The sequence below is a fragment of the Pseudomonas sp. VI4.1 genome, from assembly GCF_002029345.1.
Classification (GTDB): domain Bacteria; phylum Pseudomonadota; class Gammaproteobacteria; order Pseudomonadales; family Pseudomonadaceae; genus Aquipseudomonas.
The window spans coordinates 24870-49121 of the sequence record NZ_MULM01000158.1 but is presented as its reverse complement, the minus strand read 5'-3'; the positions used below and the strand labels follow the sequence as shown (position 1 = coordinate 49121).

General features: G+C 58.7%; 21 protein-coding genes and 3 tRNA genes. 2 read left to right on the top strand and 22 right to left on the bottom strand.

The features are described 5' to 3' along the window. Positions 1-1004: 1004 nt before the first annotated feature. A complete protein-coding gene (gene ampE / locus BZ163_RS17355) occupies positions 1005-1841 on the bottom strand; it encodes a regulatory signaling modulator protein AmpE (protein WP_128871929.1) in 837 nt (278 codons plus the stop codon). Then, positions 1838-2398, bottom strand: coding sequence for a 1,6-anhydro-N-acetylmuramyl-L-alanine amidase AmpD (gene ampD / locus BZ163_RS17350; protein WP_128871928.1), 561 nt, complete (start codon positions 2396-2398; stop codon positions 1838-1840). Before ampD ends, ampE begins: the two co-directional genes overlap by 4 nt. Positions 2399-2630: 232 nt before the next feature. Between ampD and nadC the strand changes: the two genes are divergently transcribed. After that, a complete protein-coding gene (gene nadC, locus BZ163_RS17345; RefSeq protein WP_128871927.1) occupies positions 2631-3479 on the top strand; it encodes a carboxylating nicotinate-nucleotide diphosphorylase in 849 nt (282 codons plus the stop codon). Between the two features lie 117 nt (positions 3480-3596). Here the strand turns inward: nadC and BZ163_RS17340 are convergent, their stop codons facing one another. The 17 genes from BZ163_RS17340 to rlmE all read right to left on the bottom strand — a co-directional run bounded on the left by BZ163_RS17340 (position 3597) and on the right by rlmE (position 19597). Next, positions 3597-3902: a DUF6388 family protein gene (locus BZ163_RS17340; protein ID WP_128871926.1), complete on the bottom strand. Its 306-nt coding sequence runs from the start codon at positions 3900-3902 to the stop codon at positions 3597-3599. Between the two features lie 133 nt (positions 3903-4035). Then, positions 4036-4111 (bottom strand) — tRNA-Thr (locus tag BZ163_RS17335). A gap of 172 nt (positions 4112-4283) precedes the next feature. Continuing rightward, on the bottom strand, positions 4284-6389 hold the full coding sequence (gene pnp / locus BZ163_RS17330; RefSeq protein ID WP_123365224.1) for a polyribonucleotide nucleotidyltransferase: 2106 nt from the start codon (positions 6387-6389) through the stop codon (positions 4284-4286). 209 nt (positions 6390-6598) lie between these two features. Then, positions 6599-6868: a 30S ribosomal protein S15 gene (gene rpsO, locus BZ163_RS17325; protein ID WP_003176135.1), complete on the bottom strand. Its 270-nt coding sequence runs from the start codon at positions 6866-6868 to the stop codon at positions 6599-6601. Between the two features lie 117 nt (positions 6869-6985). Continuing rightward, positions 6986-7903 (bottom strand): tRNA pseudouridine(55) synthase TruB, encoded by a 918-nt coding sequence (truB, locus tag BZ163_RS17320; RefSeq protein ID WP_128871925.1) that lies wholly within the window; start codon positions 7901-7903, stop codon positions 6986-6988. A gap of 3 nt (positions 7904-7906) precedes the next feature. Continuing rightward, complete coding sequence (gene rbfA / locus BZ163_RS17315; protein WP_045060039.1) at positions 7907-8308, bottom strand: 30S ribosome-binding factor RbfA; 402 nt, start codon at positions 8306-8308, stop codon at positions 7907-7909. 159 nt (positions 8309-8467) lie between these two features. Continuing rightward, positions 8468-10996 (bottom strand): translation initiation factor IF-2, encoded by a 2529-nt coding sequence (infB, locus tag BZ163_RS17310; protein WP_128871924.1) that lies wholly within the window; start codon positions 10994-10996, stop codon positions 8468-8470. Positions 10997-11023: 27 nt separating this feature from the next. Next, a complete protein-coding gene (gene nusA / locus BZ163_RS17305) occupies positions 11024-12505 on the bottom strand; it encodes a transcription termination factor NusA (protein WP_008024459.1) in 1482 nt (493 codons plus the stop codon). Positions 12506-12552: 47 nt separating this feature from the next. Further along, on the bottom strand, positions 12553-13011 hold the full coding sequence (gene rimP / locus BZ163_RS17300) for a ribosome maturation factor RimP (protein WP_010463487.1): 459 nt from the start codon (positions 13009-13011) through the stop codon (positions 12553-12555). Positions 13012-13149: 138 nt separating this feature from the next. After that, positions 13150-13226 (bottom strand) — tRNA-Met (locus tag BZ163_RS17295). A gap of 97 nt (positions 13227-13323) precedes the next feature. Beyond that, positions 13324-13409, bottom strand: a tRNA-Leu gene (locus BZ163_RS17290). A 22-nt stretch (positions 13410-13431) separates the two neighbouring features. Then, the gene (gene secG / locus BZ163_RS17285; protein WP_017336473.1) at positions 13432-13815 is read right to left on the bottom strand and encodes a preprotein translocase subunit SecG; all 384 of its coding nucleotides are present in this window, start codon (positions 13813-13815) and stop codon (positions 13432-13434) included. A gap of 4 nt (positions 13816-13819) precedes the next feature. Continuing rightward, complete coding sequence (gene tpiA / locus BZ163_RS17280) at positions 13820-14575, bottom strand: triose-phosphate isomerase (protein WP_128871923.1); 756 nt, start codon at positions 14573-14575, stop codon at positions 13820-13822. Positions 14576-14641: 66 nt separating this feature from the next. After that, positions 14642-15979: a phosphoglucosamine mutase gene (glmM, locus tag BZ163_RS17275; protein WP_128871922.1), complete on the bottom strand. Its 1338-nt coding sequence runs from the start codon at positions 15977-15979 to the stop codon at positions 14642-14644. A 15-nt stretch (positions 15980-15994) separates the two neighbouring features. Next, complete coding sequence (folP, locus tag BZ163_RS17270; RefSeq protein WP_128871921.1) at positions 15995-16846, bottom strand: dihydropteroate synthase; 852 nt, start codon at positions 16844-16846, stop codon at positions 15995-15997. An 8-nt stretch (positions 16847-16854) separates the two neighbouring features. Beyond that, positions 16855-18765, bottom strand: a complete 1911-nt coding sequence (ftsH, locus tag BZ163_RS17265; protein WP_128871947.1) for an ATP-dependent zinc metalloprotease FtsH — start codon at positions 18763-18765, stop codon at positions 16855-16857. A gap of 202 nt (positions 18766-18967) precedes the next feature. Further along, positions 18968-19597 carry a 23S rRNA (uridine(2552)-2'-O)-methyltransferase RlmE gene (rlmE, locus tag BZ163_RS17260; RefSeq protein WP_128871920.1) on the bottom strand — a complete coding sequence of 210 codons (630 nt, stop codon included), beginning with the start codon at positions 19595-19597 and terminating at the stop codon, positions 18968-18970. Between the two features lie 105 nt (positions 19598-19702). Here rlmE and BZ163_RS17255 point away from each other — a divergent pair, with 105 nt between their 5' ends. Next, positions 19703-20011, top strand: coding sequence for a YhbY family RNA-binding protein (locus BZ163_RS17255; protein WP_008057408.1), 309 nt, complete (start codon positions 19703-19705; stop codon positions 20009-20011). 9 nt (positions 20012-20020) lie between these two features. Here BZ163_RS17255 and BZ163_RS17250 read toward each other — a convergent pair whose 3' ends face one another. Genes BZ163_RS17250 through carB form a run of 3 tightly spaced genes read right to left on the bottom strand, consistent with a single transcriptional unit; the run spans position 20021 to position 24148 of the window. After that, complete coding sequence (locus BZ163_RS17250) at positions 20021-20425, bottom strand: MFS transporter (RefSeq protein ID WP_128871946.1); 405 nt, start codon at positions 20423-20425, stop codon at positions 20021-20023. Between the two features lie 28 nt (positions 20426-20453). Next, positions 20454-20930: a transcription elongation factor GreA gene (gene greA / locus BZ163_RS17245; RefSeq protein ID WP_128871919.1), complete on the bottom strand. Its 477-nt coding sequence runs from the start codon at positions 20928-20930 to the stop codon at positions 20454-20456. Beyond that, the gene (gene carB / locus BZ163_RS17240) at positions 20927-24148 is read right to left on the bottom strand and encodes a carbamoyl-phosphate synthase large subunit (protein WP_128871918.1); all 3222 of its coding nucleotides are present in this window, start codon (positions 24146-24148) and stop codon (positions 20927-20929) included. Before carB ends, greA begins: the two co-directional genes overlap by 4 nt. Positions 24149-24252: the final 104 nt, after the last annotated feature.

Genomic DNA, 24252 nt, shown 5'->3' with positions numbered 1-24252 from the left:
CACCTGCTCCTCGAACAGCTCGATGGCTTTTTTCAGCGACGCTTTACTGCTCTCCGCCTGACCGGCCAGGGTTTGCTGCGCCGCGTTGCTTGAACCCAGCGCATCTTGCAACTTCAACCCGTATTCGGCGTGCAGTTTTTCGATCTGTGCCAGTAGCTCGTCGAAACGGGTGCTCGAGGATGAATTGAGAAAACCCTGCCCCAGGGAGTAAGCACCCATGGCTCGACCATCGCCCAGGGTCTGGGTGATGAGGGGGGTGACGTGGGTGATGAGTTCGCTCAGCTGTCGCATGTCGCTTTGGTTGTCGCGGCTGAGCCCGGCCTGACTGGCGACGATCTGGCTGAAGATTTGCGCATTGCCCAGCAACTTGCCGATCAGCGCACTTTTGCTTTGCATCGAGGTTTCCGCCTGCTGGGCCTTGAACGCAGCAATCATTTCATCGCGCTTGGCGTCGAATACGCTGATTTGCTCCGGATCGGTCGCCATCGCCGCCAACCCTTGCATACGCGCGAGGACGCTTTGCTCCAAGGCATTGATCTTGCCCTCGACATTGCTGGCCTTGCCGGATTGACCGAGGGTGACGTTGATCTGTACCAGGTTGTTCAGGGTCTCCAGGTCGCGCCGCAAGGTCAGGCTGCTGCCCAGCAGGTCGAGGCTTTGCAGTTCGACCCGGGTGCCCTGGAATTCGCGATAGGAATCGCGTACCAGATAAAAGTTGGTCACCAGCATCGGCACGAGGAACAGTACGCTGATCAGACTGAACTTCATCCCGAAACTCAGGCGGTTCATCAGCGCGACGGCGGGATAGAGCAAGCTCTTCACGGGTAGTCTCCCTTGGATTTCTTATTTTTATTCAGGCACGGATCGAGAGCAGATTGCCACTATTCGACGCGGTCTCTGTATAACTTAAATCGGCGGGAGGTTTTGTAACTTAAGGTTAACGGCAAAAGATCGTCCGAAGGTTCGGGCCGCGTTCGGACGATCTTTTAATCTTTATGCACCCATCAGGGCAGGACAGTCCACAGCGCAAAACCCGCATACCAGAGCACTGCCGCGCGCAGCAGCAGTTCCCAGATCCGGTCGAGGCTGTTGATGCCATCCGGGCCGACCACCGGTGCCGGAATTTCACCCGCCACCAGTCCGACCTTCTCGATCAACCGGGCGGCGCTGATGTTCCAGTTCAGCAGCTCGTGCAACATCACCCGGCCGACCGCGACAAAGTTGCCGACCAAGGCAAAACTCGCCGCCAGCAACCGCACCGGCACCCAATCGAACGCGTGACGCAGTTGTGCCGCGCGCTCGACCACGGCCGGGTTCTGCCCGTGTTCTTCGGCCAGCGCCAGCAGTCGATAGCTCAGCGCGGCGACCGGCCCCAGCAGGAAATACCAGAAAATCACCGCAAAGAAGCTCTGGTACGCCTCCCACAACAGATGCCCCTGGACCCGCTCCAGCAACTGGTCGGCGCTGTCGGCGCAGATTCCCAGGTCACGTTGCGCCACGTGGGCGGCGGCCTGCAGGTCTTCCCGACGCCAGGCATCGCGAAACGGGCCGAGACCGGCCAGCAGATCACCGCGGCCCAGGCTGTAAATCACCACCAGCAAATGCACGGGCAACGCCAGCAGACCGTAGGCCACCGGTTCCAGCACCAGCAACAGCAAGCCCAGCAGCGCCACGGGCAACAACACCAGCACCAGCAGGATCAGCCATGGCCGATTGACCAGACGTGCACTGGCCTCAAGCTTGTGCAGTTCGCGCACCCAACCGCCATCACGCTGGACCCGATGGCGCAGGGCCGAGAACTTCTCTATCCAGACCGCCAACAGCAACACCAGAAAACTCATTGTTGTTCCTCTTTTTCCAGAGCGGCGCGATAGCGTGCCCAGTCGAACGCTGGCCCCGGATCGGTTTTGCGGCCAGGGGCGATGTCGCTATGCCCGCAGATGCGTTGCGCGGTGATGGCTGTGAAGGTGCTTTGCAGCTGCCGGGTCAGGGCCGTCAACGCCTCATACTGCGCATCGGTGAACGGCAGATCATCCGTGCCTTCGAGCTCGATGCCCACGGAAAAATCGTTACAGGTTTCCCGACCTTCAAAACTCGAGACGCCGGCGTGCCAGGCGCGCTCGAGACACGAGACAAACTGAGTGACAGTGCCATCACGTTCGATCAGGAAGTGCGCCGACACGCGCAGGTCGGCGATTCCTGCAAAGTAGGGATGCTCCGTGACATCCAGACGATTCTGGAAAAATTCCTGCACCTTGCCGGTGGCGAACTGTGCCGGCGGCAGGCTGATGTTGTGGATCACCAGCAGGGAAATTTCGCCCGGGGGGCGCGCATTGAAGTTGGGCGATGGGCATACATTCACGCCCTGACACCAACCGCTCGCGGGGTCCAACTGCATACAGATTCCTTCAACGACGACTGTGTTGGCGCCCAGTATGCCGCGATAGACCCTCAGGGCGCGATCACTTGCCGCGATTGAGCCGTTGCAGGGTGCCGATCACCGACGCCAGGGCCGCTCGAACGGCGAATCGACCGGATGCAGGTCCCAGAGTGATGGCAAAGACGCTGATGCCTTGGGTTGCTCCCCGCCATGGCCCTATAATCGAACCACTTTGTTTGTGGAGTCTGTTATGCCGAATCTACGTCTCGCCGATCTGACCGCCGAAATCGAAGCCAACGTGCGCCGTGCGTTGCGCGAAGACATCGGCAGCGGCGACATCACCGCACAGCTGATCCCGGCCGAACGTCTGGCCAAAGCCACCATCATCACTCGCGACGCCGCCGTCATCGCCGGCACCGCATGGGTCGACGCGGTTTTCCGGCAACTGGACCCGCGGGTTGCCGTGCATTGGCAAGTGAACGATGGCGAACGGGTGAAACCCAATCAGGTGCTGTTCCACCTCGAGGGCCCGGCACGCTCGCTGCTGACCGGCGAACGCAGCGCGTTGAACTTCCTGCAATTGCTGTCGGGGGTTGCTACCCGTGCGCAGGACCTGGCGGATTTCGTGGCCCAGACTCAAGTGAAACTGCTGGACACCCGCAAGACCCTGCCCGGGCTGCGCCTGGCCCAGAAGTACGCCGTGACCTGCGGCGGTTGCCATAATCACCGCATTGGCCTGTATGACGCCTTCCTGATCAAGGAAAACCATATCGCCGCCTGCGGTGGCATTCCCGAGGCCATCAACGCCGCGCACAAGATTGCCCCGGGCAAACCGGTGGAGATCGAAGTGGAAAGCCTGGATGAGCTCAAAGAAGCGCTGGCGGCCGGTGCCGACATCATCATGCTCGATGAGTTGAGCCTGGATGACATGCGCGAAGCGGTGCGCCTGAACGGCGGCAAGGCGAAGCTGGAGGCCAGCGGCGGGATCAACGAAAGTACGCTGCTGCCGATTGCGCAGACCGGGGTGGATTACATTTCGATCGGCGCGATGACCAAGGATGTGAAGGCTGTCGATCTGTCGATGCGCTTGAGCCTTTGATCACACGACTGTGAAATGAATAACTGTAGGAGCTGGCTTGCAGCGAAAGCGGTGGATCAGTCGACATCGTTATCGACTGAAAGGACGCCTTCGCTGGCAAGCCAGCTCCTACAGGGGTCAGACCACCAGATTATTCATCTCGCAGTACTCTTCCCACTCGACGCCCAATACCTCGGCCGCCTCCTTGTGCAGCACCAGGCGCGCCGCCTCGAACTCTTCAGGGCTCGAGGTGTACTTGAGCGTCAGCTCCCAAGGCTGCAAGCCCTGGGATTCCGCCTCATCCTCGAACGCCCACTGGATCTGGTCTTTCTGATCATCGGCGGGCAAGTCCTTGATCTCTTCAGCGAGCTGGGGGGATTCCAGCAAGTATTTCTTCAGCGCTTCTTCGTGCCGGGCTTCTTGAGTCAATTCTTTAACGGTCATGTCGTTCTCTCTGATCTTGGGGAATGGAAGATGGATCTGGATCATCAAGGATCTCTCTGACGCAAAAAACCGTGCAAACCCGGTTTATCTGGCCTTCAGAACCATTCGGGATCATCTGAAAACAAAGTGTCGCTGGTGCCCGAGACAGGAATCGAACCTGCGACCTTCGCGTTACGAGTGCGCTGCTCTACCGGCTGAGCTACACGGGCGGTGGGCTAAACCTAGCACTGACCATGGAGTCAGGCAACTTCGCTTACCGTAAAAGCAAAAGATCGCAGGCTGCGATCTTTTGATCTTTCTGTACAGAGCAAAAAAAAATGCCCCGCAGCTTTCACTGCGGGGCATTTCTACAACGTTGGAACGGTCAGGCGTTGGGCGTGATTAAACGCCCGAAGCCTTGGCCGCTGCCACGTCTTTGATGGACAGCTTGATACGGCCGCGGTTGTCCACGTCCAGTACCAGTACTTCCACTTCCTGGCCTTCTTTGAGGATGTCGGTCACTTTCTCAACGCGAGCGTCGCTCAGCATCGAGATGTGAACCAGACCGTCCTTGCCAGGCAGGATGTTGACGAATGCGCCGAAGTCGACGATGCGCTCAACCTTGCCGACGTAGATCTTGCCGATCTCGGCTTCAGCGGTGATGCCCAGAACGCGCTGACGTGCTGCTTCAGCCGCTTCCTTGGTTTCGCCGAAGATCTTGATCGAGCCGTCGTCTTCGATGTCGATCGAAGCCTTGGTCTCTTCACAGATCGCACGAATGGTCGCGCCGCCTTTACCGATGACATCACGGATTTTGTCGGTGTCGATTTTCATCGCGATCATGGTCGGAGCATTTTCCGACAGTTCGGTGCGGGACTGACCAATGATCTGGTTCATCTGACCGAGGATGTTCAGGCGCGCTTCCAGGGCTTGGCCCAGAGCGATTTCCATGATCTCTTCGGTGATGCCCTTGATCTTGATGTCCATCTGCAGCGCGGTAACACCTTTGGCGGTACCCGCTACTTTAAAGTCCATGTCGCCCAGGTGGTCTTCGTCACCCAGGATGTCGGTCAGGACGGCGAACTTCTCGCCTTCTTTAACCAGACCCATGGCGATACCGGCAACCGGTGCCTTCATCGGAACGCCAGCGTCCATCAGGGCCAGGGAAGCGCCGCAGACCGAAGCCATGGAGCTCGAACCGTTGGACTCGGTGATTTCCGACACCACACGGATGGTGTACGGGAACACGTCGGCAGCAGGCAGCATGGCTGCAATCGAACGACGGGCCAGACGGCCGTGACCGATTTCGCGACGACCGGCGCCACCCATGCGACCACATTCACCTACCGAGAACGGAGGGAAGTTGTAGTGCAGCATGAACGGGTCTTTTTTCTCGCCTTCCAGGGTGTCCAGCAGCTGTGCGTCACGGGCGGTGCCCAGCGTCGCGACTACCAGGGCCTGGGTTTCGCCACGGGTGAACAGTGCCGAACCGTGGGTCTTTGGCAGAACACCGACTTCGATGTTCAACGGACGTACGGTCTTGGTGTCGCGGCCGTCGATACGTGGCTTGCCGTTTACGATGTTTTCGCGAACGGTGCGGTATTCGATTTCGCCGAAGGCAGCTTTCACTTCGCTGGAAGAAGGCTGGCCTTCTTCACCGGACAGCTTGGCAACCACCTGGTCTTTCAGCTCACCCAGGCGAGCGTAACGGTCGGCCTTGATGGTGATGGTGTAAGCCTGGGAGATCGCGTCGCCGAACTCGGCACGGATAGCGCCCAGCAGAGCGGTGGCTTCAGGCGCAGGAGCCCAGGTCCAGGTTGGCTTGGCAGCTTCAGCGGCCAGTTCTTTAACGGCGTTGATCACCACCTGGAACTCGTCGTGAGCAAACAGTACCGCGCCCAGCATCTGGTCTTCGGTCAGCTCTTTGGCTTCCGATTCAACCATCAACACGGCTTCCGACGTACCGGCAACGACCATGTCCAGGCTCGAAGCTTTCTGTTGTTCGTAAGTCGGGTTCAACAGGTAGCCGGTGCTTTCGTGGAAGGCAACACGGGCAGCGCCGATCGGGCCATCGAAAGGAATGCCGGAGATGGCCAGTGCAGCCGAGGTACCGATCATCGCAGCGATGTCCGGATCGGTCTTCTTGCTGGTGGACACGACGGTGCAGACAACCTGCACTTCGTTCATGAAGCCTTCTGGGAACAGCGGACGGATCGGACGGTCGATCAGTCGGGAAGTCAGGGTTTCTTTCTCGGAAGGACGGCCTTCGCGCTTGAAGAAACCGCCAGGGATCTTACCGGCAGCGTAAGTCTTTTCCTGGTAGTGAACGGACAGGGGGAAGAAGCCCTTGCCTGGATCGGCTTGCTTGGCGCCGACCACAGTCACCAACACGCTGACGTCGTCGTCAACGGTGACCAATACTGCGCCGGAGGCCTGACGGGCGATACGGCCAGTCTCGAGGGTAACGGTCGACTGACCGAACTGGAATTTTTTGATTACCGGGTTCACGGTGTCCTACCTTCTTTGTGGCTCTTGGGGAACTTGTCTTCTTGCGAAATTCTTGGGCAACGCCGGGAATCGGCCCGACTGTCATTGTCCAGGTGCTGCGTTCAGGTAAAGCAGGTGTCCAGATAAAACTTGAGGCTGGGAGCCTGCCATGCGCCAGCGGGAAACCCGCTGACGAACGACAGACAACCAACCTCTAGCGCAATCGCTTATTAGCGACGCAGACCCAGGCGACCGATCAGAGCCTGGTAACGGCCCAGATCCTTGCCTTTCAGGTAGTCCAGCAGCTTACGACGCTGGTTTACCATGCGGATCAGACCACGACGGGAGTGGTGATCTTTACCGTTGGCCTTGAAGTGACCTTGCAGTTTGTTGATGTTGTGGGTCAGCAGTGCAACTTGCACTTCTGGCGAACCAGTGTCACCAACAGCTTGCTGGTAGTCAGCTACGATTTGAGCTTTTTCTTGAACGTCGAGAGCCATGAGGCAATCCTTTTATCAGGAAACTGTTTCAGAAAAACAGTTTCAACAGGCCAGGGACAAATCCCTGTATCTAAAAATGAGTAGTGACCGTGCCTGTTGACAGCCACCCTCGTCCGGTCATTCTGACCGAATCAGTCGACGCGGCGCGATGCGCCCGTCTTCGCTCACTTCACCGATACCGATGAAGCGACCGTTGTGATCCTGTACCCGTACCATGCCGAACTTCGGTGCATCCGGGGCGCGTACCGGCTGGCCGTTAAGCCAGTAGAACGAGCTGTGCTCCGAGAACTGCAACAGTGGCCAATCCAGCAGGCCGCTGTCCGATGGCATCAGGAAGCGATCGACCGCTTCGTTGCCGCCTTCGGCATGTACCGCTTCCAGCTCTTCCAGGGTGACCGTCTGCGCCAGGGTGAAAGGCCCGGCCTGGGTACGTCGCAATTCAGCAACGTAAGCGCCACAACCGAGTTGCTCACCGATATCCTCCACCAGGGTGCGGATATAGGTGCCTTTGCTGCAATCCACCGCCAGCCGCGCAGTATCACCTTCAAAGACCAGCAATTCCAAGCGCGCAATAGTAACAGAACGCGGTTCGCGCTCCACTACTTCGCCTGCACGGGCCAGCTTGTACAGCGGCTGGCCATCACGCTTGAGCGCCGAGTACATCGGCGGTATCTGACTGATTTGCCCACGAAAACCGGGCAACACCGCTTCGACATCGGCGCGACCAACGGTCACCGGCCGCTCCAGCAAAACTTCACCTTCGGCATCGGCCGTGGTGGTGGTCTTGCCCAGCTGCGCCAGGGTTTCATAGGCTTTGTCGGAATCGAGCAGGTACTGCGAGAACTTTGTAGCCTCGCCGAAGCACAACGGCAACACGCCGGTGGCCAGCGGATCGAGACTGCCGGTATGCCCGGCCTTCTCGGCGTTCAGCAGCCAGCGAACCTTCTGCAACGCGGCGTTGGAGGTAAACCCCAGCGGTTTGTCGAGCAGAATGATGCCACTGACGTTACGACGGATGCGTTTGACCTGAGCCACCGATTACTCCTTGGCGTCTTCGGGTTCAGCGGCTACCGGGCGCTGACTGTCTTCAGCCACCGCACGCTCGATCAGGGCCGACAGGTGCGCGCCACGCACGACGCTTTCGTCGTAGTGGAAGTGCAACTGCGGAACGCTGCGCAACTTCATTTCGCGGGCCAACTGCATGCGCAGGAAACCGGCGGCGGAGTTGAGCACCTTGATGCTTTGCGCGATGTCTTCGGCGTTGTCCTGGCCCATCACGGTGATGAAAATCTTGGCGTGACCGACGTCACGGCTGACTTCAACAGCGGTAATGGTGACCAGGCCGACGCGCGGGTCTTTGACTTCACGACGGATCAGCTGTGCCAGCTCACGCTGCATCTGATCGCCGATACGTTGGGTACGGCTGTATTCTTTTGCCATGTCTTGTTACCTGTTACTGCCTCACGGTGAAACCCGTGTGGTCTGAAAGCGGCAAACGCCCGGCCTGACAGAAGCCAGACCGGGCGTTGCGTTTAGAGTCCGACTGATGCGCCGCGCAGTTGAACGCGGCGGGCCATCACGGCTCTTGAAGTGCGCGAGTTAGAGGCTGCGAGCAACCTGAACCTTCTCGAAGACTTCGATCTTGTCACCGACTTTGACGTCGTTGTAGCTCTTCACGCCGATACCGCATTCCATGCCGGCACGTACTTCGGAAGCGTCATCCTTGAAGCGGCGCAGGGATTCCAGCTCGCCTTCGAAGATAACGATGTCTTCACGCAGTACACGGATTGGACGGTTACGGTGAACAACACCTTCGATAACCATGCAACCGGCGATCGCGCCAAACTTCGGCGAACGGAACACGTCACGCACTTCAGCAGTACCCAGGATGTTCTCGCGAACATCGCTGCCCAGCATACCGGTGAGGGCTTTCTTGACGTCTTCGATGATGTCGTAGATCACGTTGTAGTAACGCATATCCAGACCTTCCTGCTCGACGATCTTGCGAGCGCCAGCATCGGCACGCACGTTGAAGCCGAACAGTACAGCATTGGAGGCCAGTGCCAGGTTGGCGTCGGACTCGGTGATACCACCGACACCGCCACCGACAACACGCACTTGCACTTCGTCGTTACCCAGGCCGTTCAAGGCGCCGTTCAACGCTTCGAGGGAACCACGGACGTCGGATTTGAGGACGATGTTAAGCGTCTTCTTCTCTGCCTGACCCATGTTCTCGAAGATGTTTTCCAGCTTGCCGGCGTGAGCACGAGCCAGCTTGACTTCGCGGAACTTGCCTTGACGGAACAGAGCCACTTCACGGGCTTTCTTCTCGTCCGACAGCACGCTCATCTCGTCGCCAGCGTCCGGGGTACCGTCCAGGCCGAGGATCTCGACAGGGATGGAAGGACCGGCTTCCTTGATTGGCTTACCGTTCTCGTCGAGCATGGCACGTACACGGCCGTAGTTCGAACCGACCAGGACCATGTCGCCTTGGCGCAGGGTACCGTCTTGAACCAGAACGGTTGCAACCGGGCCACGACCCTTGTCGAGACGCGACTCAACCACAACACCGCGACCTGGGGCCGATGGGGTTGCTTTCAGTTCGAGTACTTCAGCTTGCAGCAGGACCGCTTCGAGCAGATCGTCTACGCCAGTACCGACTTTCGCCGAGACGGAAACGAACGGCGTATCACCGCCCCACTCTTCGGAAGTCACGCCGTGAACCGACAGTTCGCTGCGGATGCGATCGAGATCAGCGCCCGGCTTGTCGATTTTGTTCACTGCAACAACCAGTGGAACACCAGCGGCCTTGGCGTGCTGGACAGCTTCAATGGTCTGCGGCATCACGCCGTCGTCCGCTGCAACTACCAGGATCACGATGTCGGTCGCCTTGGCACCACGGGCACGCATTGCGGTAAACGCGGCGTGACCAGGGGTGTCGAGGAAGGTGACCATGCCGCGCTCGGTTTCAACGTGGTACGCACCGATGTGCTGGGTGATACCGCCGGCTTCGCCAGCAGCTACCTTGGCACGACGGATGTAGTCGAGCAGCGAAGTCTTACCATGGTCAACGTGGCCCATTACGGTCACAACTGGCGCACGGGAGAACGTCTCACCTTCAAACTTCAAGGACTCGGCCAGGGAATCTTCCAGGGCGGTGTCGCTGACCAGGGTCACTTTGTGGCCCAGTTCTTCGGCTACCAGCTGAGCAGTTTCCTGATCGAGCACCTGGTTGATGGTCGCTGGAGTACCCAGTTTGAACATGAACTTGATGATTTCAGCAGCCTTGACCGACATCTGATTGGCGAGATCGCCAACAGTGATGGTCTCGCCGATCTGCACATCACGCACGACAGGGCCGGTAGGGCTCTGGAAACCGTGAGCGTTGCGCTTCTTCAGCTTGGCCTTGCCGCGACCACCACGACGGAAGCTGTCGCTTTCTTCGTCGGTAGTACGTGGGGCAACGCGTGGAGCAGGCGCTTTTTCCTTGACCGAAGCACGATGCGGAGCGTTTTTGCGCTCGCCATCGCCACTGCCACGACGATTGTTATCGTCGGCGCGTGGTTTGTCCGGACGGCGCTGTTCGTTCTGCTTGTTGCGAACGTCAGCAGACGGCGCTGGAGCAGCGGCTACAACCGGCGCGCTTTCGCGTACAGGTTCGGCAACTGCAGCAGGTGCTGCAGCGGCGTTGCCAGTAGCGGTTTGCGCAGCAGCAGGCTGGCGACGCGCTTCTTCTTCGGCGCGACGCTTGGCTTCTTCTTCAGCCTTCTGGCGTGCAGCATTTTCTACTGCGCGACGTTCTTCCAGTTCGCGTTTGCGCTCGGCTTCGATTTCTTCCGGGCTGCGCTGTACGAAGACTTTCTTCTTGCGTACTTCAACGCTGATGCTTTTGCTGCCAGCAACACGCAGGGTGCTGGTGGTTTTGCGCTGCAATGTAATCTTGCGCGGTTCTTCCACTTTCGCCTTGTGGCTGCTCTTCAAGTGAGTCAGCAAAGACTGCTTCTCACTATCGCTCACACCTTCATCGGCGGCGGTGTGCGGCAGACCTGCCTCACGCATCTGCTGCAACAGGCGCTCTACCGGTGTTTTGACCTCATCGGCCAGTTGTTTCACCGTGACTTGCGTCATGCACTTCTCTCCTCAGGCCGCGCCTAATTACTCGAACCAGTGGGCTCGGGCGGCCATGATCAACTTGCCGGCACGATCATCGTCAATGCCGTCGATGTCGAGCAGATCGTCAATAGACTGCTCGGCCAGGTCTTCGCGGGTAATTACGCCGCGCACCGCCAGTTCCATCGCCAAATCCTTGTCCATACCCTCAAGCGAGAGCAGGTCTTCGGCCGGATGGGCGTCTGCCAGCTTTTCCTCAGTAGCGATGGCTTTGGTCAACAAACGATCCTTGGCACGAGCACGAAGCTCGTTGACGGTTTCTTCGTCAAAGCCGTCGATGTTGAGCATTTCTTCCAACGGTACGTAGGCAATCTCTTCCAGGCTGGTGAAGCCTTCATCTACCAGCACCTGTGCCAGGTCTTCGTCGACTTCCAGCTCGTCGATGAAGTTGCGCAGGATATCGCCGGTTTCTGCTTGCTGCTTAGCCTGGATGTCCGATTCGGTCATCACGTTCAGGGTCCAGCCAGTCAACTGGCTGGCCAGACGCACGTTCTGACCTCCGCGACCGATGGCCTGAGCCAGATTGTCTGCGCCAACGGCGATGTCCATGGCATGGGCATCTTCGTCAACGATAATAGCCGCCACTTCAGCCGGCGACATTGCATTGATCACGAACTGAGCCGGGTTATCGTCCCACAGGACGATATCCACACGCTCACCGCCCAACTCACCCGACACTGCCTGGACGCGCGAACCGCGCATGCCGATGCAAGCGCCTTGCGGGTCGATGCGTTTGTCCTTGGAGCGGACCGCGATCTTGGCACGCGAACCCGGGTCCCGGGACGCCGCCATGACTTCGATCAGGCCTTCAGCGATTTCCGGCACTTCGATGCGGAACAACTCGATCAGCATTTCCGGCGCGGTACGCGACAGGATCAGCTGCGGGCCGCGGTTCTCGGTGCGGATTTCCTTGAGCAGCGCACGCAGGCGCACGCCAACCCGGAAGGTTTCGCGAGAGATGATGTCTTCACGGGCCAGCAACGCTTCAGCATTGTTGCCCAGGTCGACGATCACGTTGTCGCGGGTCACTTTCTTCACGGTGCCGGAAATGATCTCTCCCAGCCGCTCGCGATAGGCATCAACGACTTGAGCGCGTTCGGCTTCGCGAACTTTCTGCACGATGACTTGCTTGGCAGTCTGTGCAGCGATACGGCCGAACTCGATGGATTCGATCTTTTCTTCGACTACATCACCAACTTGGGCGCCCGGATGCGTTTCTGCAACCTTGCTCGGCCAGGTTTCGATGGCCGGATCGTCCAGGTCTGCTTCTTCGACGACCGTCCAGCGACGGAAGGTCTCGTAAGCGCCGGTGTGGCGATTGATTTCCACACGCAGATCGACTTCGTCCTCGAAACGTTTTTTGGTGGCAGTGGCCAGAGCCAGCTCCAGCGCTTCAAAAATTACGTTTGCCGGTACGCCCTTTTCATTGGATACCGACTCAACAACCAGCAGTACTTCTTTGCTCATCGTACGCCTCGCCTTTCGCAAGCCATTGGATCCGCGGGATCCGCGTCTCAGTCAAAACTGGGAATAATGTTGGCCTTGTCGATCATATCGATCGGCAACAGGAACTCATGGTCTTCAACCTGCACCACGACGTCCTGCTCTTCTACACCGCGCAGAAGGCCCTGAAAGTTGCGTCGCCCTTCAAAAGGCGAGCGCAGCTTGATCTTCACTTGTTCACCGGCAAATTTTGCAAACTGCTCAATAGTGAACAGCGGGCGTTCCATGCCAGGCGAGGAAACTTCAAGGGTGTATTCAACGGCGATCGGATCTTCAACATCCAGGACACCGCTGATCTGACGGCTGACGATGGCGCAATCGTCCACCAACACGCCGCCTTCTTTATCGATATAAACGCGCAACATTGAGTGACGACCCTGAGCCGAAAACTCAATACCCCAGCATTCATAGCCCAGGGCCACGACCACCGGGGCCAACAAGGCCTGCAACTCTTCTAGCTTGCTCGACACCTGAACCCCCTCGTGCATGTATGTGCATGCTATGCAAAATAAAAAAATGGGCGAAACGCCCATCCTTGAAACGCCGTCGAACAGCGGCGTAGAAAGTGTCCAGCTAACAAAAAGCCCCTGAAAAGGGGCTCCTGAAACTGGTTGCGGGGGCCGGATTTGAACCGACGACCTTCGGGTTATGAGCCCGACGAGCTACCAGACTGCTCCACCCCGCGACAAAGCTGGGGCGGAAGTATACGACCGATCCCTGACAGGGTCAATGTAACCTTCCACCTACAAAAAAAGCCCGCAACAGCGGGCTCTTCTGATAATTGGTACCGAGAAGGGGACTCGAACCCCTACACCCTATGGGCACAACCACCTCAAGGTTGCGTGTCTACCAATTCCACCACCTCGGCAATACTGCGTTTGAAACCCTTCTTACTTTTGCTCTTGAGCTGGAGGCACGTCAGTCGCTGGAGTAGCCGACTTTTGCTCTTGAAGCACCGGGACATCATCAGAAGCCGGTTGTTGCTTTGGAACTTCCAACACCGCTGGATTTGGCAAACCTACTTGAGTCAGCTGGTGAGCTTTCTCTTTAGCAAAGTAACCTAACCCTAAGCTGGTTATGAAGAAACCTGCGGCAAGTATAGCAGTAAACTTACTAAGAAAGGTAGAGGAACCTTGGCTTCCGAACACAGTATTTGAAGCACCTGCTCCGAAAGACGCGCCAGCATCCGCACCTTTACCCTGCTGCAGCAAAACCAGAGCAACTACGCCCAATGCACCCAGCAGATGAAAAACGACTACGACTGTTTCCAGCATTTTTTCAGTTTCCCGCGGCGCGAATAATCGCACCGAACTCATCTGCATTCAGGGACGCTCCACCAATGAGCCCCCCATCGATATCCGGCATGCCGAACAGTTCGACCGCATTGGCCGCCTTCACGCTGCCGCCGTATAGAAGCCGCACACCTTGTGCGACCTCAGAATTCTTTGCCGCCAACTGGGCGCGAATGGCTGCGTGCACATCCTGCGCCTGTTGCGGCGAAGCCGTCAGCCCGGTGCCTATGGCCCAGACCGGCTCGTAAGCGATGACCGCCTTGGCAAAGACACCGACACCCAGCTCCTCGATGATGCTGTCCAGCTGACGCCCGACAACCTCAAGAGTTTTACCGGCTTCGCGCTGCTCAAGGGTTTCCCCTATGCACAACACCGGAATCAAGCCACATGCCTGTGCCGCTGCGAACTTGCGGATCAGCATTCCGTCCTGCTCGCCCATGATCTGGCGGCGTTCGGAGTGCCCGACAAGCACCAGGGAACAACCTGCATCCACCAACTGACTCGGTGCAACTTCACCGGTCAATGCGCCTTGCATGGATTCCACCGCAGAGTTCTGCGCGCCGATCGAAATCGGCTGGCCTTTCAAGCCATCAATCACTTGATTGATATGCAGGCAAGGCGGGAATACCGCAACGTCAACACCGCTCGGCAAGTCCAGACGACCAAGGCCGTCGATCAGCTCAGCGACGCTGGTGCGGGTACCGTGCATCTTCCAGTTACCAGCTACCATAGGGCGACGCATGCTGTACCTCGTCGGTCAAAGTGGGCGCAGATGTTACCCAACACAATCATGGCTGGCAAGCCGAATTCAGGCAGAAACTTCAGTAACGAGGTTTGCCAGCTCTTCGGCGTGGCCGCGAACCTGTGTTTCGTCTTCGCCTTCGACCATTACCCGCACCAACGGCTCCGTCCCGGACTTGCGCAACAGCACCCGCCCGCGCCCGGCCATGGCCTGGGTAACACGCTCGCTGGCCGCCTTGACCGCCGGATGATCGAGGGGGCTTGCACCACCACCGAACCGTACGTTTATCAGCACCTGCGGGCACTTGCGCAACGCCTGACGCGATTGCGCGAGCCCTTCGGTGCGCCTCTTCAGCGACATCAGTACCTGCAGGGCAGCAATGATCGCGTCACCGGTGGTGGTGTGGCTGAAGCAGACAATGTGCCCCGAGTTTTCACCACCCACCAGCCAATCGCGCTCCTGCAACTCGGAGATGACGTAACGGTCGCCGACATTGGCCCGCACAAAAGGAATGCCCAGGTCCGCAAGGGCCAGTTCCAGCCCCAGGTTACTCATCAGCGTACCGACCACACCGCCCTGCAACTTGCCGCGCTCATGCAGATCGCGAGCGATGATGAACAGCAATTCGTCACCGTCGACGACAGCACCGGTGTGATCAACCATCTGCACCCGGTCGCCATCACCATCAAAGGCGATGCCCAAATCGGCGTGCTCGGCCAATACGGCAGCCTGCAGCGGCTCCATATGGGTCGAACCGCAGTTGTCATTGATGTTCAGGCCGTTGGGATGGGCAGAAAGCACGACGACTTCGGCACCCAGCTCACGGAACACACTCGGCGCCACCTTGTAGGTCGCACCGTGAGCGCAGTCGAGCACGATCTTCAGGCCCGCGAAGCTGGTGCCGGTCGGGACGCTGCTCTTGCAGAATTCGATGTAGCGGCCCGACGCGTCGTTGATGCGCGAGACCTTGCCGATCTTGCTCGACTCGACCACGGTCATCGGGGTGTCGAGCAATTCTTCGATCATATGCTCGACTTCGTCCGGCAGCTTGGTGCCCTTTCCGGAGAAAAACTTGATGCCGTTATCGTCGTGCGGATTGTGCGAAGCGCTGATCACGATGCCTGCTTCGGCATGGAAGGTGCGCGTCAGATAGGCGATGGCCGGTGTCGGCATCGGGCCCAGGAGCATCACATCGGCACCCGCCGACGTCAGTCCGGCCTCGAGTGCCGATTCGAACATGTAGCCGGAGATCCGGGTATCCTTGCCCACCAGCACTTTGCAGGCGCCCATTTTGCGGAACGCCATACCCGCAGCCCAACCGAGCTTGAGCATGAAATCAGGCGTGATCGGGTATTCGCCGACGCGACCACGAATGCCGTCGGTACCAAAGTATTTTTTAGTCATAAGCGCTCCATCATCTTATTTGGCTGATTCCACTGCGGCAATCATCCGCAGTACATCGACTGTTTCGGCCACATCATGGACGCGCAATATACGCGCTCCCTTGAATGAGGCCAGCGCCGCGAGCGCCAGACCGCCATACAGGCGTTCTCCGACCGGGCGATTCAAGGCCTGACCTATCATGCTCTTTCGCGAAACCCCGACCAGCAGGGGCCGCCCCAAGGCATGCAAGGCTTCCATATGCTTGAACAAGCTTAGATTGTGTTGCAGGTTTTTGGCGAAACCGAAACCCGGATCCAGAATGATCCGCTCGGCGGGAATCCCTGCCGCTGCACATTGCGCCATGCGCCCGGCAAGAAACTCGCCCACTTCCCGGGTCACATCCTGATATTGCGGATTATCCTGCATGTCGCCCGGCTCACCGAGCATATGCATCAGGCAGACCGGCAAGCCGGTGGCCGCGGCCGCATCGAGCGCGCCATCGCGTTGCAGCGAACGCACGTCATTGATCAACCCTGCCCCAAGCCGTGCGGTTTCGCGCATGACGGCCGGGGTAGAGGTATCAACCGAGATGATCACATCCAGCTCGCGATGAATGCGCTCGACGATGGGCGCTACACGCTCGAGTTCCTCCAGCGGCGAAACCGCCCTGGCACCCGGCCGGGTCGATTCGCCACCGACATCGATCAGCGTCGCGCCGGCGGCCACCATGGCTTCGGCGTGGCGCATGGCCGCATCGAGCTGGCTGTATTGGCCACCATCGGAAAAGGAATCGGGAGTGACATTGAGAATACCCATGACATGCGTCAGGGCCAAATCAAGAACCCGGTTGCCGCAAGGCAACCGGGTCGAGGACTGAACAGAAGTCATTTCAAACCTTAAACGTCAGCAGCCGGACCGCCGATAGGTGTTTCCGGACGCTCGCCCTGCGCCACCGGAGGTGTTCCGGAAGTACCGGTACCACCCGACCAGTCGCGAGGTTCGCGAGGCGTACGACCGGCCATGATGTCATCGATCTGATCGGCATCGATCGTTTCGTACTTCATCAAGGCATCGGCCATGGCGTCGAGCTTGTCACGGTTATCCGTGAGAATCTGCTTGGCGGTGCCGTAGCACTGGTCAATGATGCTGCGCACTTCGGAGTCGATCAGCTTGGCCGTCTCACCGGAGAAGCTGGCGCCTTGACCGCCGCCGCCGCGACCGAGGAACACTTCACCCTCTTCTTCGGCGTACATCAGCGGACCGAGTTTTTCCGACAGGCCCCACTTGGTCACCATGTTCCGTGCGATCTGGCTGGCACGCATGATGTCGTTGGAGGCACCAGTGGTCACACCGTCGAAACCAAGGGTCATCTCTTCAGCGATACGGCCGCCGTACAGCGAGCAGATCTGGCTGATCAACGCACGCTTGGACAGGCTGTAGCGATCTTCTTCCGGCAGGAACATGGTCACGCCCAGCGCACGACCGCGCGGGATGATCGACACCTTGTAGACCGGGTCATGCTCAGGCACGACGCGACCGACAATGGCGTGGCCGGCTTCGTGATAAGCGGTGTTCTGCTTCTCTTTCTCGGACATGACCATGGATTTGCGCTCGGCGCCCATCATGATCTTGTCTTTCGCCAGTTCGAACTCTTTCATTTCAACGATGCGCTTGCCGGCACGGGCGGCGAACAGCGACGCCTCGTTCACCAGGTTCGCCAGATCGGCACCGGAGAAACCAGGGGTACCACGGGCGATCACGGCCGGAGCGACATCGTCACCCATTGGCACTTTGCGCATGTGGACCTTGAGAATCTGCTCGCGACCACGGATATCCGGCAGGCCGACCACCACCTGACGGTCGAAACGGCCCGGACGCAGCAGCGCCGGGTCCAGTACGTCCGGACGGTTGGTAGCCGCGATGACGATGATGCCGTCATTCATTTCGAAGCCGTCCATCTCTACCAGCAACTGGTTGAGAGTCTGCTCGCGCTCGTCGTGACCGCCACCCATGCCGGCGCCACGGTGGCGACCGACGGCGTCGATTTCATCGATGAAGATGATGCATGGCGCGTGTTTCTTGGCCTGCTCGAACATGTCGCGAACACGGCTGGCACCGACACCGACAAACATTTCGACGAAATCGGAACCGGAAATGGTGAAGAACGGCACTTTGGCTTCGCCGGCAATCGCCTTGGCGAGCAAGGTTTTACCGGTACCCGGAGGACCGACCATCAACACGCCGCGGGGAATGCGACCGCCCAGGCGCTGGAACTTGCCCGGGTCACGCAGGAACTCGACCAGCTCGCCGACTTCTTCCTTGGCTTCGTCGCAGCCCGCAACGTCACCCAGGGTGGTTTTCACCTGGTCTTCGGAGAGCAGGCGCGCCTTGCTCTTGCCGAAGCTCATCGGCCCGCCCTTGCCACCGGCTCCGCCCTGCATCTGCCGCATGAAGAACATGAACACGGCGATGATCACCAGGATCGGGAAGCTGGCGACCAGGAGCTGGGTCCAGATGCTTTGCTGTTCAGGCTGCTTGCCTTCGACCACGACGTGGTTGTCCACGAGGTCGCCGATCAGACCGTTATCCTGGATTGCCGGACGGATGGTCTTGAAGCTGTCACCATCGTTGCGCTTGCCGGTAATCACATAGCCATCGACGGCTACGCGCTCGACCTTGCCATCCTTGACCTGCTGGATGAAGTCGGAATAGTTGAGGGTCTGCGGCTCGTTAGGGCTGGAGAAGTTGTTCATCACCGTCACCAGGACTGCCGCGATGATCAACCACAGGATCAGATTCTTTGCCATATCGTTCAATTAACTACCCTCTGAAGCAAGCGCCGCTGATGGCGCGCGCTTCGCATGATATTCACCGGCCTAACTTACTACATTACCTACGACTCTGGCAGGCGCCGTCTGTAACCCTTTGTGAAACACTTTCTACACAATATTCGCTAATGCTCACAGGGCGAAATACGAAAATCCTATCGACCCGCAAAAAAACCTCGATTTACTCGCTACGGGCGCGGTAGCCCCAAGCCAGCATGTATTGCTCGCGGGAACTGCCACGGGAAGAGTCCGGCTTGATCATCTGGACCTTGTCGAATTTCTGACGAGCGTCCTTCACGTAAGCATCAAACCCTTCGCCCTGAAACACCTTGATCACGAAATTACCACCCGGCTTGAGTATCCGAGCCGCCAGATCAAGAGCCAGTTCACATAGAAACATGGCTTTTGGCATGTCCACCTCAGGCGTACCACTCATATTGGGGGCCATATCGGAAATCACAAGGTCCACCTGCGAATTACCCACGGCTTCAAGGATCTGAGCGAGCACTTCGTCCTCGGTGAAGTCACCCTGGATGAAAGTCACGTCCGGAATGCTGTCCATTTCCAGAATGTCCGAGGCGATCAGACGCCCCTGACCACCGATCAGCCGACTAGTGACCTGCGACCAGCCGCCGGGCGCCGCACCCAGGTCGACAACGCTCATACCTGGACGGATCAGTTTGTACTTCTCCTGAACCTCCAGAAGCTTGTAACTCGCACGCGAACGGTAACCATCCTTCTGCGCCTGCTTCACATAGGGATCATTAACATGTCTTTGCAGCCACTTAAGGCTTGTCTTGGAACGGGCCACGGGCCACCTCGAAAATAAAACGGGTCGTGATTAACTGGGCGGTCCCGGACTCGCTCGGGTAAACTGGCCGCCGCTTTTTACAAGATCAGACGCAGGGGTCAGATTATGCCGCTCACTCAAGAGCAGAAGAAACAGTACAAATCCATTGGCCACCATCTGAAACCAGTTTTGATCGTGGCTGACAACGGTTTGACTGAAGGTGTGTTAGCCGAACTTGAACGCGCGCTAGCGGATCACGAGCTGATCAAAATCAAGCTCAACATCCTCGATCGCGAGTCGCGCCTGGCGAACATTGCAGAACTGTGCAAGGTCGGTAAAGCGGACCTGGTTCAGGTCATCGGCAAGATGGCACTGATTTACCGCAAGAACTTCAGCGTCAACAAGCAGCTGTCGAACGTTCATCGCTTCAAGTGATGGCAAGGGTCAGGGGTGTGCTTCGCGCACCCTGCCACTCCATCCCGGCACCGGTTGCAATACCAGCACCAAGCCGGAAAACCCCAGCACCAGATAGCTGAACACGTGCCAGCGCACCGCCTCCGGCCAGCCGAAGCGCACCGCGAAGTACATCGCACACGCATACAGCGCCGTCATCAGCAGTTGCCCGCGAATATCGCGCCATAGACTGGCAAGGCCCTCGGCCTGAACCAGCACCAAAGCCTGAAAAATCACACACACTGCGGCGAATCCCACCATCAGTGTATTAAGCATGTCCACGATTTCGTCGATCAGCAGCGGTGCCAGGCCGATATGACCCAGCACCGGCAGCAGACCGATATGCAACAGCCACAGGCCGCCCACCCATAACATCTGGGTCAGCTGCCAAAGCATGGCGCCCGCATGCAGCGGGCGCCTTCTTTCAGATGTGACGAACTTCGACAATCTCGTACTCGATAACGCCGCCTGGCGTTTTCACGGCGACCACGTCACCCTCTTCCTTGGCAATCAAGGCGCGAGCCAGTGGCGAACCCACCGAAATCTTGCCGAGTTTGAAGTCAGCCTCATCCTCACCCACGATGTGGTAAGTGACGCGTTCATCCGTCTCGACATTGGCGATTTCAACGGTGGTGCCGAAAATCACTTTGCCGGTGTGAGGAATGGTCGTGACATCGATGATGACCTGGTTCTGAATCCGGCCTTCGATGTCACGAATCCGCGCCTCGACCATCCCCTGCTGCTCGCGGGCAGCGTGGTATTCGGCGTTTTCCTTCAAGTCACCCAGTTCGCGGGCCGTGCCGATGTCCTGGCTGAGCTTCGGACGGATGACCTTGGTCAGGTGAGCGTGTTCTTCTTCCAGGGCTTTGGCACCCTGGACAGTCATTGGGTACTTGATCATGCCTTCAATCCTGCGTGTAGATCCTGCAAGCGACGTACGGTCTTCTCGGGACCGAACTTGAGCGCTTCGCAGATGGCTTCGCCTGCAGCAATGGTGGTGGTGCAGTAGATCTTGTGCTGCAAGGCGTTGCGACGAATGGAATACGAATCCGCGATCGACTGACGACCTTCGGTGGTGTTGATGATCAAGGTGACTTCGTCGTTCTTGATCATGTCGACCACGTGCGGACGACCTTCGGTCACCTTGTTCACACGACGCACTTTCAGGCCTGCGGCTTCGATCAGCCTGGCAGTACCGGCAGTGGCGACCACTTCAAAGCCCAAGTTGATCAGATCACGTGCCACGCCTGCAACCAGTGGCTTGTCATCGTCACGTACGCTGATGAACGCGGTACCGCCGGTCGGCAGCACTTCGCTGGCGCCCATCTGGGCCTTGGCGAATGCTTCACCGAAAGTGTCGCCCACGCCCATCACTTCACCGGTGGACTTCATCTCAGGGCCCAGGATCGGGTCCACACCAGGGAATTTGGCGAATGGGAACACCGCCTCTTTCACGCTGTAGAAGTTCGGGATGATTTCCTTGGTGAAGCCGATTTCCTTCAGGGTTTTACCCGCCATCACGCGCGCAGCGATCATGGCCAGGGAAACACCGATGCACTTGGACACGAACGGTACGGTCCGGGAAGCGCGCGGGTTGACTTCGATGACGTAGATGTCTTCGCCTTGCAACGCCAGCTGCACGTTCATCAAGCCGACCACGCCCAGTTCCAGGGCCATTTTCTTGACCTGTTCGCGCATTTCGTCCTGGATGTGCGCAGGCAGCGAGTACGGCGGCAGGGAGCAGGCGGAGTCACCGGAGTGCACGCCGGCCTGTTCGATGTGCTGCATGATCGCGCCGATCACCACGTCGGTGCCGTCGCAGACCGCATCCACGTCCATTTCGATGGCGCAGTTGAGGAAGTGGTCCAGCAGCACGGGGCTGTCGTTGGACACTTTCACTGCATCGCGCAGGTAGCGCTTGAGTTCTTCTTCTTCGTAGACGATTTCCATCGCACGACCGCCCAGTACGTAGGACGGACGCACCACCAGCGGGTAACCGATCTTGCTGGCGGCACGAATCGCCTCGTCTTCGCTGCGCACAGTGGCGTTTGGCGGCTGACGCAGGTTCAGGCGCTCGACCATCTGCTGGAAGCGCTCACGGTCTTCGGCACGGTCGATGGCATCAGGGCTGGTACCGATGATCGGCACGCCGGCTTCTTCCAGGGCACGCGCCAGTTTCAGCGGGGTCTGGCCGCCGTACTGGACGATCACGCCTTTCGGTTTTTCGACGCGGCAGATTTCCAGCACGTCTTCCAGGGTCACTGGCTCGAAGTACAGGCGATCGGAGGTGTCGTAGTCGGTGGACACGGTTTCCGGGTTGCAGTTGACCATGATGGTCTCGTAACCGTCTTCGCGCAGGGCCAGTGCCGCGTGTACGCAGCAGTAGTCGAACTCGATGCCCTGACCGATACGGTTTGGACCGCCGCCGAGGATCATGATCTTGTCGCGGCCCGACGGCGCGGCTTCGCACTCTTCCTCGTAAGTCGAGTACATGTAAGCGGTATCGGTGGCGAACTCGGCCGCGCAGGTATCAACGCGCTTGTAGACCGGATACACGTCGAGCTTGTGACGGTGGCGACGCAGGCTCTTTTCGGTCACGCCCAGCAGCTTGGCCAGACGCATGTCGGAGAAGCCTTTGCGCTTGAGCTTGAACATCATGTCGCGGTCGATGCTGGACAGACCCAGGGTCTTGACCTTCTCTTCTTCCTTGATCAGATCTTCGATCTGCACCAGGAACCACGGGTCGATCATGTTCATGCCGAAGATGTCTTCGACCGACAGGCCGGCGCGGAAGGCGTCAGCCACGTACCAGATGCGCTCGGCACCCGGCACGGTCAGTTCGCGCTTGAGGATGCTCATGCTTTCCGGGTTGCCCAGGTCGAGCTTCTCGTCCAGGCCGCAAACGCCCACTTCCAGGCCGCGCAGGGCTTTCTGCAGGGATTCCTGGAAGGTCCGGCCGATGGCCATGACTTCACCGACCGACTTCATTTGCGTGGTCAGGCGCGCGTCGGCTTTCGGGAATTTCTCGAAGGCAAAACGTGGCAGCTTGGTGACGACGTAGTCGATCGACGGCTCGAAGGATGCAGGCGTAGCGCCGCCGGTGATTTCGTTTTGCAGCTCGTCCAGGGTGTAGCCGATCGCCAGCTTGGCAGCGATACGCGCAATCGGGAAACCAGTGGCTTTCGAGGCCAGTGCCGAAGAGCGGGATACACGCGGGTTCATCTCGATCACGACCATACGGCCAGTGTCCGGGCAGATGCCGAACTGAACGTTGGAGCCGCCGGTTTCCACGCCGATCTCACGCAGTACCGCCAACGAGGCGTTACGCATGATCTGGTATTCCTTGTCCGTCAGGGTCTGTGCCGGAGCAACGGTGATCGAGTCACCGGTGTGCACGCCCATCGGGTCAAAGTTTTCGATCGAGCAGACGATGATGCAGTTATCCTTCTTATCGCGGACAACCTCCATCTCGTACTCTTTCCAGCCGATCAGCGATTCGTCGATCAGCAGCTCTTTGGTCGGCGACAGGTCCAGGCCGCGAGCGCAGATTTCTTCGAATTCTTCACGGTTGTAAGCGATGCCGCCACCGGTGCCGCCCATGGTGAAGGACGGACGGATGATGCACGGGAAGCCGAGCTTTTCGAGGACCGCGTTGGCCTCTTCCATGCTGTGGGCGATACCCGAGCGCGGGCAGTCCAGGCCGATGGATTTCATCGCCTTGTCGAAGCGCGAACGGTCTTCAGCCTTGTCGATGGTGTCGGCATTGGCGCCGATCATCTCTACGCCGAACTTCTCCAGAACGCCTTCGCGCTCCAGGTCCAGTGCGCAGTTCAAAGCGGTCTGGCCGCCCATGGTCGGCAGCAGCGCGTCCGGACGCTCTTTCTCGATGATCTTGGCAACGGTCTGCCATTTGATCGGCTCGATGTACGTGGCGTCGGCCATGTCCGGGTCGGTCATGATGGTCGCCGGGTTGGAGTTCACCAGGATGACGCGGTAGCCCTCCTCGCGCAGGGCTTTACAGGCCTGGGCGCCGGAGTAGTCGAATTCGCAGGCCTGGCCGATCACGATCGGGCCAGCGCCGAGAATCAGGATGCTTTTAATGTCTGTACGTTTTGGCATGGGTTGTCACTCAAATCCGCAGGTCAGTCGGCAAGCCGTCTTGTTCAATCTGTGAAGGCCTGAGGGGGTCGCCGGTGTCGGGACCGCCCTCAAGCTTTGCTGCA

Bases quoted from the DNA above. Each gene is read 5' to 3' on its own strand.
- folP (WP_128871921.1), bottom strand. From the start codon at position 16,846: ATGACTTCTGTTCAGTCCTCGACCCGGTTGCCTTGCGGCAACCGGGTT.
- BZ163_RS17250 (WP_128871946.1), bottom strand. From the start codon at position 20,425: ATGCTTTGGCAGCTGACCCAGATGTTATGGGTGGGCGGCCTGTGGCTG.
- ampD (WP_128871928.1), bottom strand. From the start codon at position 2,398: ATGCAGTTGGACCCCGCGAGCGGTTGGTGTCAGGGCGTGAATGTATGC.
- infB (WP_128871924.1), bottom strand. From the start codon at position 10,996: ATGACGCAAGTCACGGTGAAACAACTGGCCGATGAGGTCAAAACACCG.
- greA (WP_128871919.1), bottom strand. From the start codon at position 20,930: ATGATCAAGTACCCAATGACTGTCCAGGGTGCCAAAGCCCTGGAAGAA.
- tpiA (WP_128871923.1), bottom strand. From the start codon at position 14,575: ATGCGTCGCCCTATGGTAGCTGGTAACTGGAAGATGCACGGTACCCGC.
- BZ163_RS17340 (WP_128871926.1), bottom strand. From the start codon at position 3,902: ATGACCGTTAAAGAATTGACTCAAGAAGCCCGGCACGAAGAAGCGCTG.
- carB (WP_128871918.1), bottom strand. From the start codon at position 24,148: ATGCCAAAACGTACAGACATTAAAAGCATCCTGATTCTCGGCGCTGGC.
- nadC (WP_128871927.1), top strand. From the start codon at position 2,631: ATGCCGAATCTACGTCTCGCCGATCTGACCGCCGAAATCGAAGCCAAC.
- secG (WP_017336473.1), bottom strand. From the start codon at position 13,815: ATGCTGGAAACAGTCGTAGTCGTTTTTCATCTGCTGGGTGCATTGGGC.
- glmM (WP_128871922.1), bottom strand. From the start codon at position 15,979: ATGACTAAAAAATACTTTGGTACCGACGGCATTCGTGGTCGCGTCGGC.
- rpsO (WP_003176135.1), bottom strand. From the start codon at position 6,868: ATGGCTCTCGACGTTCAAGAAAAAGCTCAAATCGTAGCTGACTACCAG.
- ftsH (WP_128871947.1), bottom strand. From the start codon at position 18,765: ATGGCAAAGAATCTGATCCTGTGGTTGATCATCGCGGCAGTCCTGGTG.
- ampE (WP_128871929.1), bottom strand. From the start codon at position 1,841: ATGAGTTTTCTGGTGTTGCTGTTGGCGGTCTGGATAGAGAAGTTCTCG.
- rbfA (WP_045060039.1), bottom strand. From the start codon at position 8,308: ATGGCAAAAGAATACAGCCGTACCCAACGTATCGGCGATCAGATGCAG.
- nusA (WP_008024459.1), bottom strand. From the start codon at position 12,505: ATGAGCAAAGAAGTACTGCTGGTTGTTGAGTCGGTATCCAATGAAAAG.
- BZ163_RS17255 (WP_008057408.1), top strand. From the start codon at position 19,703: ATGCCGCTCACTCAAGAGCAGAAGAAACAGTACAAATCCATTGGCCAC.